Raw genomic sequence first — 13,156 nt, 5'->3', positions numbered from 1 at the left:
GGGCGCATTCCCCCACGCAGCAAGACGAGCGATCGCCTACGGCGACGGCTGGATTCCGATCGGCGGGCGCGTGCTGGATCCGCTCGAGGTGCTGCCGCAATTCCGTCAAATGGCAAAGGACGCTGGCCGCGATCCCGCGTCTCTCTCCTTCAACGTCTTCGGGGCGCCCCGAGACCTAGACGTGCTAAAACGCTATCGTGACGCCGGCGTTGATCGGGTCGTCCTGATGCTTCCGCCCAAGCCCCGAGACGCGATTTTGCCCATGCTGGATGAAAGCGCGGCCCTCGTGATGGCGCTCTAAAGGGTCAGAAGTTTCAATGTCCGTTTTGGGTCTTAGCGGACTTGGCGCTGTGCATTCCTGAAGTCCGCTCTCCACCCGACACCAGACATCCCATAAATCCATCATACGCGAAGGTGGCTTCGCGCGTCCGTTTAACCCTCCCCCACGGGATAGCAGCCAAGTCGTCCTCAAATCCGAGGCGTGACGATGATGCAGGGACTGATAGGCTGCGCCCCAAGTGTGTGCCGAGGTACATTTCCCAAAATCTTGTATCGGGCTGTCGCGCGAACTCGGCGCGAAACGCCCTCGTCGGCCTTTGGCTCGTAGTACGTCCATAGCTTCTCCAACTCGGCCTTCATCCAGGTCTCAGTCGAGCTTTTGGCGGCCTTGATATTCTCCCAGCCCAACGAAGAGTCAGTCACCTCCACGTCAAACAAACCCATGGGTCATTCCGAATTCAATTTGCACGAATGCTCGATCCTTGATTGATTTTTGATAGGTATCAAGAGTTGTTTGGCTCTTGCCGCGCCATCAGACAACGGACCATCGAGTTTGCTAAACATGTTTGTCGAACGATTTCTGCGCACGCCGCACCGCCATCGAGCGGTCCGAAAGGGCCCAAATTCACCGCCACCCCCGGCGCCCAGTGCAGATCGAATTGCATATCATCGACCATCCAAGACAGTCTTTATCCAGCGCTCCATGTCGTCTCTGCCGAGAAAACTCAATGCAACGCGCCGGACTTCGGACGCCTCGCCTTTGCCGTGCGCGCTGGCGACCAGCAGGTCGCATCGCCGCGACACCGCCATTCCAACAGCCGCATGTTGCGGGCCGGCCGCCATTTGCAAGCGATAGCTCCGCAACCGCCCCTTCATGCCGGCAACTTCGATTGCTTTTCCCTGCTCGACCGGATCGAACCGTTCGCTGATCAGATCGACATCCGCAACGCGGTCAACTTCATCGTCATCGGCAACGCCGTTATCGCAATTGCAAAAGCCGATCTTCGGCCGCACGTAGAGTTCGATCTCGCCGCCGCACAGCACTGCGTCACAGCGAAACGCGCGTCCCGCCGGCCAGCCGTCGCGCGGGAACGGCCAGGCGATCTCGCGCCAGCCCTCGATGGCCGGCCGCGCGCTGACCCAGGCGGCGACGCCGGACAGCGCGCAAATCGCAAGGGCAGATGCGATCAACGGCAGTTTGCGCATGTCTTCGCATATCCGCCGCCCCACATACCGCCGTCATCCTGAGGAGCCGCGCGCTTGCGCGGCGTCTCGAAGGATAGGCTGCAAGCGCTCGTGGCGATCCTTCGAGGCTCGCTGAAGACGGCGAGCTCCTCAGGATGACGGCGCTGCGTGTGGTGATCGGTCATGGCAGCCCCGCCACCGCGCGTGCATCGCCGGTCAGTTCCAGAATATGCATCCCCGTATTGGCGCGGTCGACGATGTAGATGTAGCCGCGCTCGTCGGTCTCGACATTATTGGTCTGGATCGCCGTCTTGCAACGGTCCTTGCCGTCGATCTTGACGCAGCGCTTGTCGGTCGCGCCCGTGATCGGGGGAATGAAATAGCCGACTTCCCTGGGGTGATAGGGATCGCGGATGTCGAGCGCGCGCACCCCGGCATTGAAGAAGGCGATGAACGCCATCTTCTTGTAATAGACCGGTGCCATGCTCTCGCCCGACGAATGCGAGCCGAACCGCCCTCCCCGCTCGCAGAACGCGCCGCTTGATTCCGGCACCGTAAAGCTCGAAATCATCATCGGACGGTTCTCGACCGTGACGTCGGCGAACCACACCATCTGCCGCGGCTCATTGCATTCGTTGAGGATCGCCTCGTCGACGATCATCACGATGTCGCGGGTCTTGCCGTCCTTGTCCTTGGCGAATTCGGCGATCGGCATGCCCTTCATCGGAAACACGGTATGCGCGCCGTTGAAGGCGGACATCGCCAGCCGGGAGATTTCGGGTGAGCGCAGATTGTCCGGCGTCGGCTCCTTCGGTCCGTTGAGCAGCTTTTCGCGGTCGACGATCTGCAGGAAACCGCCCTTGTTGGTGCCGTATCCGAAATAGACGCGATTGCCTTCGGGGCCGGTCGAAATCGGGCCGTGCAGCTCGGTCGGCACCGCGCCCGTCGAGCCCGGCTCCTGACCCGGCAGCCCGAAGTCGCGGATTTTTATCGGGTGCGCCGGATCGCTGAGGTCGTACACTTGCGTCATGCGCCGCGTGCGCCAGTCGGGCGCGCCCGACACCAAAAACGCAATGCCGGTGTCGCATTCCCACCAGTTCTTGTGGGTGTCCTTGAGGCCGCCGATCCGCGTAATGAGAACCGGATTGGCTGGGTCCGCGACGTTCCAGATTTCATGCGCCTCGCCGCCAAAGCTGCGCAGCATGTAAACCGCGTTGCGATCGCCCTTGGGGACCGCCTTGCCCTCGCAGATGCGCACCATCTGCGCGCCGCCCGCCTCATACTTGCCTTCCTGCCCCGGGATATGCCGCAGATATTTCGGCTGCGCCGGATCGGTGACGTCGACAATGGAGGTGCCGTTGGGTTCGGCCTTTCCGGTCTGCGGGTTGAGCGGAGCCGGAACGTCCTCGGTGCCGCCGTGATGTCCGATATAGGCGATCCAGCGCTCGCCCTGGCGATGAATCGTCGGCTGGTAGGCGCTGCGCGCCTGCAGGTCGTTGCTGCCGACCAGCTTCATGTTCGATGCTTCGGGCGGCGCGCCGATCGCCTGGCTCTGGGCATGGGCGGCGGCTGCGGCGGCAAAGGACAAGCAGAGAAACGCTGCCAGCTTGAAACGCACGGTCATGATTTTCCACCCTGATTATCCGAACCAATCTTCGTTGGCTGATCGGCGACGATATCACGGCAAAGCCCTTGGTGAAAACACGCTCTTGACATGCAAAGGGCTGGCCCGCGATCCTTCCAGCCCAAGAGCATTCTGGAAATGGGGGCAGCCTCTGGAAATCCCCTACGCCGCGCTCGAGATGGACTAATCGATGAACACCGACAATTTTAGACCCGACACCGCCTACACCATCTACATCGCCGCGACGCCGGAGAAGGTGTGGCAGGCGCTGACGACGGCGGAGTTCAGCCGGCAATACTTCTTCGGCTTCGCCGTCCATATTGAAACCAAAGTCGGCGGTTTGTTCATCGTGCGCGCGCCTGACGGTTCGACCCATATCGAGGGCCGAGTGCTCGCATGCGAACCACCAAGAAAGTTGTCCGTGACGTGGAATGTCGGCTGGCCTGGGTTGGTCGAGAAGCTCGGCCAGACTATCGTGACTTACGAGATCGCGCAGACGGGAGACACGGTGCGGCTGACGATGACCGAATTGCATGAGCGCGAGCTTTCCAAAGATATTCTTTCCGGCGGGCGCACCGGCTGGCCCGCGATTCTTTCCAGCCTCAAGAGCGTGCTGGAAACCGGCAAGCCGCTCGCCATCAAGATGGAGCCGCCGCTGAAAATGCTGGAGGCGCTGAAGAAGATGGGGATCAAGACGCCGCAGCAGTAACATGTTTAGCCGTCATACGCGGGCTTGACCCGCGTATCCATCACTCTTCGAAACGACTCTTGCGAAGAGGATGGATTGCCGGGTCAAGCCCGGCAATGACGGTGTTTCACCCCAGCGCCCGCAATTCCCTACGCAACACCTTGCCGGTGGCGGTCATCGGCAGGCTGTCGGCGAACTGCACAAACCGCGGATATTCATGCGCGGCGAGCTGCACCTTCACAAAGTCCTGGATCTCGCGCGCCAGCGCATCATCAGGAGCAAATCCCGGCCGCAGCACGATCCATGCCTTGATCGACTCGGTCCTGATCGGGTCGGGAATGCCGACCACCGCCGACATCGCCACCGCCGGATGCTTCATCAGTGTGTGTTCGATTTCCGACGGACCGACGCGATAGCCGGCCGTGGTGATGACGTCGTCCTCGCGGCTGACATACCAGAAATAGCCGTCCGCATCCTGCACGCCGAGATCGCCCGTGAGCAGAAACCCGCCGGCATATTTTTTCGCCGTCGCTTCCGGATTGCGCCAGTATTCGATCATGGTACAGGGGTTGGGCTGGCGTACGCCGATGATGCCGCGCTGGCCACGCGGCAATTGCTCGCCCTGCTCGTTGACAATGCGGACGTCGAAGCCGGGCGTGGCCTTGCCCATCGATCCCGGCCGGATCGGAAACAGTTTTGAATTGCTGCCGATCACCAGGTTGCATTCGGTCTGGCCGAACACTTCGTGCGCGTCGATCCCGAACGTGCCGCGGACCCACTCCAGCAGCTCGCCACCGAGGGATTCGCCACCGGTGAAGATGCTGCGCAGCCGGACGCCGGGATGTCCGACATTGGCCTGCCGCATCAGCTTCAGCGCGGTCGGCGGCAGGAATACGTTGCGGATGCCCTGATCCGCCATCATCTGCATCGCAGCTTGAGGCTCGAACTTCCGTGCGCGATGGCCGACGATCGGCACGCCGTGATACCACGCCGCGAGCAGCGCGTTGACGAGCCCGCCGATCCAGGCCCAATCGGCCGGGGTCCACATCAGGTCGCCGGGCTTGGGCAGGAAGTCATGACACATCTCGATATTGGGCAGATGACCGAGCACGACGCGATGCGCATGCAGCGCGCCTTTCGGATTGCCCGTCGTGCCCGAGGTGTAGATGATCAGTGCGGGGTCGTCGGCGGACGTATCGACGGTGGTGAATTCTTCGGATGCCGCCTCGATCGCGGCCCAGAACGGCTTGGCGCCGGCGTGGATGGCGCCCGAGGTCACGTAGATGTCCTGCAGATACGGCAGCCGGTCGCGGATCTTGGCGAGCTTTTCCCAACCGGTCTCGTCGGTGACGACGGCCTTGGCGCCGGAGTTGCCGAGCCGGAATTCCAGCGCGTCCTCGCCGAACAGCGTGAACAGCGGCACCGAGACCATGCCGGCGCGAAACGCCGCCAGATGCGCGACCGGCAGTTCCAACGACTGCGACAGGAACACCGCAACGCGGTCGCCGCGCTGCAAGCCATCCGCCTTCAGCACATTGGCGAAGGCACTCGAGAATGCCCGCATCTCGTCGAACGAGGTGCGCTTCGTGCCGCCGTCCTCATCGACATAGATCAGCGCCGTGCGGCCAGAGCCATCGGCATGACGATCGCAGCATGCGGTCGCCATGTTGAACCGCGCCGGGATGTCCCAGCGGAAGTCGCGGTAAAGGGTATCATAGTCGGTGGTTTCGGTGAGCATGAGAGCGCCTTTTCACCTCTCCCCGCTCTTCGCGGGGAGAGGTCGCGAGCGTAGCGAGCGGGTGAGGGGCAAGGCAATGCGTCCACCAAATAAAAAATCTATCGGGTCGGTACGTTTAACGACCCGCGGGCCCGGTGATCGCGACAAATGCGGTGCCCGGCCCCTCACCCGAAGCCTTCGCTGCGCTCCGGCTTCGACCTCTCCCCGCGAAGAGCGGGGCGAGGTTAAGAAAGCGCCGCCTTCACCAGGCCGCTGGCCTTGCCGAAATCCATCTGGCCGGCGTATTTCGCCTTTAGCGCGCCGACCACCTTGCCCATGTCCTTCATGCCGGCGGCGCCGGTTTCGGCGATGACCGCGGAGATCGCCGCCTTCACGTCGTCTTCCGACATCTGCCTCGGCAGATAAGCCTGGATGATCGCGATCTCCTCGCGCTCCTGCGCGGCTAGTTCGGCGCGGCCGCCCTTATCGTAGAGCTCGACGGATTCCTGGCGCTGTTTTATCATTTTCTGAAACACGCCGAGCAAATCGGCGTCGCTGAGCGGCGGCTTGCCTTCGCCGCGCGCGGCGATGTCGGCGTTCTTGATGGTGGAATTGACCATGCGCAAGGTGGATAGCTTGCGCTCGTCCTTGGCCCGCATCGCGTCCTTGACCGCGTTGTTGATATCGTCGCGCAGCATCGTCTCTGTCCTCTCGCGGCCCGACGCCGCATTGATCAGCACCTGATCTAGGCGGTCCGCGCGCGCGAGACAACTAGCTGCGCAGCCATTCGACCAGCGCGTCTGATGTGGCCTGCGGCTGCTCAAGCTGCGGAAGATGCCCGCAATCCGCAGTGATGATGAGTTTGGCGCCGGGAATTCCATCGGCCATCTCGACCGACAGGCTGTTGGGAATCGTATGGTCTTCGTCGCTGGTGAGCACCAGCGTCGGACACCTGATCACAGCCAGCGTGGGACGCGAATCGGCGCGGCCGATCACCGCGGTCTGCTGGCGCGCAAAGGCCTCGGCGCCGATGTCCTCGCCGATGTCGTGCACCACTTGGCGCAGAGCGGCGTCGCCGCGCCGCGATGGATGCACGAAACCCGGAAACAATTCGTCCAGCACGGCGTGAAACTCGCCGGCCCTTGCCCGCGCGATCTGGCCGCGGCGGCGCGCGCTTGCCTCAGGCGTATCGGGCCGGGCCTGGCTGTTGATCAGCGCCAGCTTCGCCACCCGATCCGGCGCCTGCCGCATGATTTCGAAGGCGATGTAGCCGCCCATCGAATGGCCGGCGAGCGCGAAGCGCGGCGGCGCCTCGGCAAGGATGCGGCGCCCGATCAAGGCCATGTTGTCGTCACGGACATGATTGGCCACCGTCACCGGGCCATACCGCCACAGCGCGGCGATGACGGGCGCATAGATTCGCGGCGAGCCCGCAAGACCCGGAACGAGCAGAATCGGCATCGTATTGTCCATAGCGCCATGCCTAGAAGTTCGTCATGCCCGGGCTTGTCCCGGGCATCCACGTCTTATTAGCATAGCCAGAAGAAAGACGTGGATGGCCGGGCCTTCCTCTCGCCGAAGGGGCTTCGGCCCCGCAGGCGGGGACAAGCCCGGCCATGACGAAGAAAGCCGGCTTCCGGCTTTGACGCCGGCGCAGGCGGCGACTATGTAATGCGCTCATGACCACACCAGAAAACGCATCCGCCTGGCCGGATCACAAGCCGACCGCACTGCTCGTGCTTGCCGACGGCACCGTGCTGGAAGGTTTCGGGCTCGGCGCGGAGGGGCAGGCGGTAGGCGAAGTCTGCTTCAATACCGCGATGACCGGCTATGAGGAGATCCTTACCGACCCCTCCTATGCCGGGCAGCTCATCACCTTCACCTTTCCGCATATCGGCAATGTCGGCACCAACGACGAAGACATCGAAACGGTGAACATGGCGGCGACGCCGGGCGCGCGCGGCGTGATCCTGCGATCCGCCATTACCGACCCCTCGAACTATCGCTCGGTGCGCCATCTCGACGAATGGCTGAAGCGCCGCGGCATCATCGGTATCTCCGGCATCGATACCCGAGCGCTGACCGCGCTGATCCGCAGCAAGGGCATGCCCAACGGCGTCATCGCGCATGCGAAAGACGGCGCGTTCGATCTGCACGGCTTGAAGGAGGAGGCGCGCGAATGGCCCGGCCTCGAGGGCATGGACCTGGTGCCGATGGTCACCTCCGGCCAGCGCTTTGACTGGGACGAGACGCCGTGGGCGTGGGACAAGGGTTTTGGGCAACTGACCGCGCCGGAGTTCAACGTGGTCGCGATCGACTACGGCATCAAGCGCAACATCCTGCGCCTGCTCGCCGGCGAAGGCTGCAAGATTACCGTGGTGCCGGCGACGACCTCAGCCGAGGACATCCTGGCCATGAAGCCGGACGGCGTGTTTTTGTCGAACGGCCCCGGCGATCCCGCCGAGACCGGCAAATATGCGGTGCCGGTGATTCAAAAGGTTATCGATTCCGGCATGCCTACGTTTGGAATTTGCCTCGGGCATCAGATGCTGGGCCTGGCCGTCGGCGCCAAGACCAGGAAGATGCATCAGGGCCACCACGGCGCCAATCATCCCGTCAAGGACGAGACCACCGGCAAGGTCGAGATCACCTCGATGAATCACGGTTTTGCAGTGGACCAGGCGACGCTGCCGAAAGGCGCGACGCAGACCCACATCTCGCTGTTCGACGGCTCCAATTGCGGCATTCAGCTCGACGGCAAGCCGGTATTCTCGGTGCAGTATCACCCGGAGGCTTCTCCGGGTCCGCGCGACTCGCATTATCTGTTCAAGCGCTTCGCCGATCTGATGCGGGCGAACAAGAGCGCCTAGCAGACGCGACGCATGCAGCCGTCATCCTGAGGTGCTCGCCCTCTTGGGCGAGCCTCGAAGGATGGCCGCAGGCGACGGTGCTCGCAGCCATCCTTCGAGACGCCGCGCACGCGCGCGGCTCCTCAGGATGACGGGAACGTGAGGCGGCTGAGTTCGTTTAAGTCGTCGGAGAAGCGTCATGTCGGTCACGCGCGAAAATATGAAACCGCTGACCTTCGTCTTCGAAGACGATGGCCTCGTGCCCAACAACCCGCTGCCGTTCCTGGTCTACAAGCAGGCCATCGACATCGACAACGGACACCCTGAAAAGACCATCGAGGGCCTGTTCGGCGTCAATGGCTGGGGCGAGATGTGGCGCAATGGTGTGTTCGACTATCTGCATTACCATGCGACCGTGCATGAGGCGCTTGGCGTCGCGCGCGGCCACGCGCGCGTGCGGTTCGGCGGCGACGCGGGTAAGGAAATCGAGATCGCGGCGGGCGACGTCGCGATCCTGCCTGCCGGCACCGGGCACCAGTGCCTTTCGCACAGCCGGGATTTCTGCGTGGTCGGCGCCTATCCGCCGGGTCCGAGGATGCACGTCACGCTGCCGACGCCGGAAAATCACGCCAAGGCGCTGAAGACGATTCCGGCGGTGAAGCTGCCGGAGACTGATCCGGTGCTGGGGGAAGATGGGCCGCTGGTGAGATTGTGGAAGTAGAATTGTAGGGTGGGCAAAGGCGCTCTTGGCGCCGTGCCCACCATCCTCGTCGCACGATGGTGGGCGCGGCGCGAAGAGCCGCCTTTGCCCACCCTACAATTCTTACGCCTCGTTGCTGCCCTCCTGCCGGCTGGCCTCGAACAGGAACCAGGTGCGGCGCTCGGTTTCGTCGATGAAGGCTTCGAGCAGTCCGGCGGTGCCGGAATCCTCGTGATCGTCGGCGAGCTTGTGCGCCTTTCGCATCGCCGCGGCCATCTGCTTGTTGTCTTCCATCAGTTCGCGCAGCATCTCGCGCGGCGGTACATAGCTCTCGTTGTTGTCCTTGATGGTCTGCAGCTTGGAAATCTGCCCGATCGAGCGCAACGTGATTCCGCCGAGCTTGCGCACCCGCTCGGCCAGCTGATCGGTGGTGGCGAAGATCGCATCCGACTGCTCGTCGAGCATCAGATGATAATCGCGGAAATGCCGGCCGCTGACATGCCAGTGGAAATTCTTGGTTTTCAGGTACAGCGCGAAGGCGTCGGCCAGCAGCACATTGAGCGACGCCGAAATCTCGTCCACCGCGGCCTGCGGCAGATCGGTCGGGGTATCGAGATCGGGGGAAACCTTGTCGGACTTGGCTTTGCTCACGATGCACCTTCCTGTTAGGACGCGGACCTTGGCGGCCATGGACTTTGGCGGCCGGACCCTCTAACGCCCATATAGGACTCGGGTTCCCTTGCGGGAACCCTTATTTGCCGGATCTGCAGATAAATGGACGACTGGATCGACTATTACGATTCTACGCATACTATCTATGCGAGCAAGCGGCATCGCGACCTGCACTTTCAGGTGATCGCCAAGGATATCGTCGGCTACATCTCCTCGCCCGATGCCGTGGTGCTGGACTATTCCTGCGGCGAGGCGCTGTCGGCGGCGCGGGTAGCGGAAGCCTGCGGCAAGCTCATTCTTGCGGAGCCCGCACCTGGCGTGCGCGGCCGGCTGATCGCCCGCTTTGCGCCCAACACCAAAATCCGGGTGCGATCGCTTGATGACCTCAGGCACATGGAGGAAAAATCGGTCGATCTCGCGGTGATGAACTCGGTGGCGCAATATATGACGCCGGGCGAACTTGATGCCGCCTTCGCCGTGATCCGCCGGCTGCTGAAGCCAGGCGGCCGGCTGGTGCTGGGCGATATCCTGCGCCCGGAGGTCGGCATGGGCCGGGACGTGGTCGCGCTGCTGAAATTCGCAGGCACCCACGGCTTCCTGAAAGACGCGTTTTACGGTCTGGCCTCTACCGCGCTGTCGGACTACCGCCTATTGCGTACCCGCATCGGGCTGCAGCGCTACAGCGAGGCCGAAATGATCGCCAAGCTTGCCGCCGCCGGATTGACCGCGTCGCGCGCGCATCAAAACATTGGCCACAATCCGTGGCGGATGACCTTCGTCGCGCGGCACGCGTTTTAGGTCCAACCGTCATTGCGAGCCAACGGGCCGGCTTCGCCCGCGTTGCAGCGAAGCAATCCAGAAGCCGCGAAAAAAGAACTGGATTGCTTCGTCGCAAGTGCTCCTCGCAATGACAGGCCAATTAGGGTTAACAAGGGGTAAACGTGGCCCCCTGCGGCACAATGGCTCATGATCGCCGTGGCCCGGTGGCGGAAAGCGTCGACGCGGGAGCGGTGCATCGCTCTTTATCCTGGTTCGAATCCAGGCCGGGCCTCCAGCCTTCGCTGCTCCGCAGCTTCGGCTAGGCGAGCCAACCATGGCGGGGGCCAGCCTCGCCGTAGCCCAAAGGGCGAAGGCGGGTTAATTGCGCCTTTAAGGGCCTTTCGCGGGTGCGGAATCTGGTCTAAAGACACGCGCGCGCAAGGTCGATCCCGAGCGCCAGACACAGGGGACGCGCGGCACGCGCGCCCTTTTTTTGTGCCCGAATTCCTGCCCGCGAGACTTGATGCCCAAACGAACCGATATCTCGACCATCCTGATCATCGGCGCCGGCCCCATCGTGATCGGCCAGGCCTGCGAATTCGATTATTCAGGGACGCAAGCGGTCAAGACCCTGAAGGAGGAGGGTTTTCGCATCGTACTGGTCAATTCCAATCCGGCCACCATCATGACCGATCCGGAATTGGCCGATGCCACCTATATCGAGCCGATCACGCCCGAGATCGTGGCCAAAATCATCGAGAAGGAACGCTACGTCATACCCGGCGGGTTTGCCCTGTTGCCGACCATGGGCGGCCAGACCGCGCTGAACTGCGCGCTTTCCCTGCGCAAGCAGGGCACGCTGAAGCAATTCGACGTCGAGATGATCGGCGCCACCGCCGACGCCATCGACAAGGCCGAGGACCGCGGCCGTTTCCGCGAGGCCATGACCCGCATCGGTCTCGAGACGCCGCGCTCGATCCAGACCAAGAACCTGCCCGACGCGCTGCGCGCGCTCGATGACATCGGCCTGCCGGCGATCATCCGCCCGTCCTTCACCATGGGCGGCACCGGCGGCGGCATCGCCTACACCAAGGCGGAGTTCATCGAGATCGTCGAGCGCGGCATCGACGCCTCCCCCACCGACGAGGTCCTGATCGAAGAATCCGTATTGGGCTGGAAAGAGTTCGAGATGGAGGTGGTGCGCGACAAAAAAGACAATTGCATCATCATCTGCTCGATCGAAAACCTCGATCCGATGGGCGTGCACACCGGCGATTCCATCACCGTGGCACCGGCGCTGACGCTCACCGACAAGGAATACCAGATCATGCGCGACGCCTCGCTGGCGGTGCTGCGCGAGATCGGGGTGGAGACCGGGGGCTCCAACGTGCAGTTCGGCGTCAATCCCGCCGACGGCCGCATGGTGGTGATCGAGATGAACCCGCGGGTGTCGCGCTCCTCGGCGCTGGCCTCGAAAGCCACCGGCTTTCCGATCGCCAAGGTCGCCGCCAAACTCGCGGTCGGCTACACGCTCGATGAGATCGCCAACGACATCACCGGCGGCGCAACGCCGGCGTCGTTCGAGCCGACCATCGACTATGTCGTCGTCAAAATTCCGCGCTTTGCGTTCGAGAAATTCCCCGGCGCCTCCACCACGCTGACCACCTCGATGAAATCGGTCGGCGAAGTGATGGCGATCGGCCGCACCTTCCAGGAAAGCCTGCAGAAGGCGCTGCGCGGGCTGGAAACCGGCCTCACCGGCCTCGACGAGATCGAGATCGAGGGGCTCGGCCGCAGCGACGACAAGAATGCGATCCGCGCCGCCTTGGGCACGCCGACGCCGGACCGGATTCTGCAGGTGGCGCAGGCGATGCGGCTCGGCTGGTCGAATGACGAGATCTTCACCTCGTGCAAGATCGATCCGTGGTTTCTCGCGGAAATGCGCGGCATCGTCGAGATGGAAGCCAAGATCAAGAAAAGCGGGCTTCCTGCGAATGCGTTCGGCATGCGCACCCTGAAAGCCATGGGATTTTCCGACGCCCGGCTCGCGGTGCTGGCCGGGACCACCGAGGCCGAGGTGAAGGCGCTGCGTCACGGCCTGAAGGTGCGTCCGGTGTTCAAGCGCATCGACACCTGCGCTGCCGAATTCGCCTCGCCCACCGCTTATATGTATTCGACCTATGAATCGCCGTTCGCAGGCCACTTTGCGGACGAAAGCGCGCCGTCGGACAAGAACAAGGTGATCATTCTCGGCGGCGGTCCCAACCGGATCGGCCAGGGCATCGAGTTCGACTACTGCTGCTGCCACGCCTGCTTCGCGCTGCATGATGCCGGCTTCGAGACCATCATGATCAACTGCAATCCAGAGACGGTGTCGACCGACTACGACACCGCGGACCGGCTGTATTTCGAACCGCTGACGTCGGAAGACGTGCTGGAGATCATCGACACCGAACGCAAGAACGGCACCCTGCACGGCGTGATCGTGCAGTTCGGCGGCCAGACCCCGCTCAAACTCGCGCGCGCGCTGGAGGCCGCCAACGTGCCGATCCTCGGCACCTCGCCGGACGCCATCGATCTGGCCGAAGACCGCGACCGCTTCAAGCGCGTGCTCGACAAGCTGCGCCTGAAGCAGCCGAAGAACGGCATCGCCTATTCGGTCGAGCAGGCGCGGCTGGTGGCC

Annotated in this window: 12 protein-coding genes, 1 tRNA gene and 1 pseudogene; 7 read left to right on the top strand and 7 right to left on the bottom strand. The window is 63.0% G+C overall.

Going from position 1 to position 13,156, the window contains the following annotated elements; all coding sequences use genetic code 11:
- Positions 1 to 301: pseudogene (locus tag VGP39_RS20230) on the top strand (LLM class F420-dependent oxidoreductase); the annotation flags it as partial.
- 167 nt (positions 302 to 468) lie between these two features.
- Here the strand turns inward: VGP39_RS20230 and VGP39_RS20225 are convergent.
- The 3 genes from VGP39_RS20225 to VGP39_RS20215 all read right to left on the bottom strand — a co-directional run bounded on the left by VGP39_RS20225 (position 469) and on the right by VGP39_RS20215 (position 3,088).
- On the bottom strand, positions 469 to 723 hold the full coding sequence (locus VGP39_RS20225) for a hypothetical protein (protein ID WP_327569868.1): 255 nt from the start codon (positions 721 to 723) through the stop codon (positions 469 to 471).
- A gap of 222 nt (positions 724 to 945) precedes the next feature.
- On the bottom strand, positions 946 to 1,485 hold the full coding sequence (locus VGP39_RS20220; protein ID WP_327569867.1) for a hypothetical protein: 540 nt from the start codon (positions 1,483 to 1,485) through the stop codon (positions 946 to 948).
- A gap of 160 nt (positions 1,486 to 1,645) precedes the next feature.
- A complete protein-coding gene (locus VGP39_RS20215; RefSeq protein WP_327569866.1) occupies positions 1,646 to 3,088 on the bottom strand; it encodes a hypothetical protein in 1,443 nt (480 codons plus the stop codon).
- 190 nt (positions 3,089 to 3,278) lie between these two features.
- Here VGP39_RS20215 and VGP39_RS20210 point away from each other — a divergent pair, with 190 nt between their 5' ends.
- Positions 3,279 to 3,797: an SRPBCC family protein gene (locus VGP39_RS20210; protein WP_327569865.1), complete on the top strand. Its 519-nt coding sequence runs from the start codon at positions 3,279 to 3,281 to the stop codon at positions 3,795 to 3,797.
- A 106-nt stretch (positions 3,798 to 3,903) separates the two neighbouring features.
- Here VGP39_RS20210 and VGP39_RS20205 read toward each other — a convergent pair whose 3' ends face one another.
- The 3 genes from VGP39_RS20205 to VGP39_RS20195 all read right to left on the bottom strand — a co-directional run bounded on the left by VGP39_RS20205 (position 3,904) and on the right by VGP39_RS20195 (position 6,966).
- The gene (locus VGP39_RS20205) at positions 3,904 to 5,514 is read right to left on the bottom strand and encodes an acyl-CoA synthetase (protein WP_327569864.1); all 1,611 of its coding nucleotides are present in this window, start codon (positions 5,512 to 5,514) and stop codon (positions 3,904 to 3,906) included.
- 224 nt (positions 5,515 to 5,738) lie between these two features.
- Positions 5,739 to 6,191 carry a GatB/YqeY domain-containing protein gene (locus VGP39_RS20200; protein ID WP_327569863.1) on the bottom strand — a complete coding sequence of 151 codons (453 nt, stop codon included), beginning with the start codon at positions 6,189 to 6,191 and terminating at the stop codon, positions 5,739 to 5,741.
- A 73-nt stretch (positions 6,192 to 6,264) separates the two neighbouring features.
- Positions 6,265 to 6,966 carry an alpha/beta fold hydrolase gene (locus tag VGP39_RS20195; RefSeq protein WP_327569862.1) on the bottom strand — a complete coding sequence of 234 codons (702 nt, stop codon included), beginning with the start codon at positions 6,964 to 6,966 and terminating at the stop codon, positions 6,265 to 6,267.
- 206 nt (positions 6,967 to 7,172) lie between these two features.
- On the opposite strand from VGP39_RS20195, the gene carA reads away from it, so the two are divergent.
- Both carA and VGP39_RS20185 read left to right on the top strand, forming a co-directional pair.
- Positions 7,173 to 8,363, top strand: coding sequence for a glutamine-hydrolyzing carbamoyl-phosphate synthase small subunit (carA, locus tag VGP39_RS20190; RefSeq protein WP_327569861.1), 1,191 nt, complete (start codon positions 7,173 to 7,175; stop codon positions 8,361 to 8,363).
- Between the two features lie 178 nt (positions 8,364 to 8,541).
- The gene (locus tag VGP39_RS20185) at positions 8,542 to 9,063 is read left to right on the top strand and encodes a hypothetical protein (RefSeq protein WP_327569860.1); all 522 of its coding nucleotides are present in this window, start codon (positions 8,542 to 8,544) and stop codon (positions 9,061 to 9,063) included.
- A gap of 102 nt (positions 9,064 to 9,165) precedes the next feature.
- On the opposite strand, the gene VGP39_RS20180 is transcribed toward VGP39_RS20185, so the two are convergent.
- Positions 9,166 to 9,693 (bottom strand): DNA starvation/stationary phase protection protein, encoded by a 528-nt coding sequence (locus VGP39_RS20180; protein WP_327569859.1) that lies wholly within the window; start codon positions 9,691 to 9,693, stop codon positions 9,166 to 9,168.
- 123 nt (positions 9,694 to 9,816) lie between these two features.
- Here VGP39_RS20180 and VGP39_RS20175 point away from each other — a divergent pair, with 123 nt between their 5' ends.
- The 3 genes from VGP39_RS20175 to carB form a co-directional block, all read left to right on the top strand.
- Positions 9,817 to 10,512 carry a class I SAM-dependent methyltransferase gene (locus VGP39_RS20175; protein WP_327569858.1) on the top strand — a complete coding sequence of 232 codons (696 nt, stop codon included), beginning with the start codon at positions 9,817 to 9,819 and terminating at the stop codon, positions 10,510 to 10,512.
- 179 nt (positions 10,513 to 10,691) lie between these two features.
- Positions 10,692 to 10,768, top strand: a tRNA-His gene (locus VGP39_RS20170).
- A gap of 228 nt (positions 10,769 to 10,996) precedes the next feature.
- Positions 10,997 to 13,156: carbamoyl-phosphate synthase large subunit (gene carB / locus VGP39_RS20165; RefSeq protein WP_327569857.1), on the top strand; the 2,160-nt coding region annotated here is incomplete at its 3' end.

This window comes from Bradyrhizobium sp. (genome assembly GCF_036009065.1).
Classification (GTDB): Bacteria; Pseudomonadota; Alphaproteobacteria; order Rhizobiales; family Xanthobacteraceae; genus Bradyrhizobium.
Note: the sequence above shows the minus strand (reverse complement) of the source record. Positions and strands in the feature narration are given on the sequence as shown.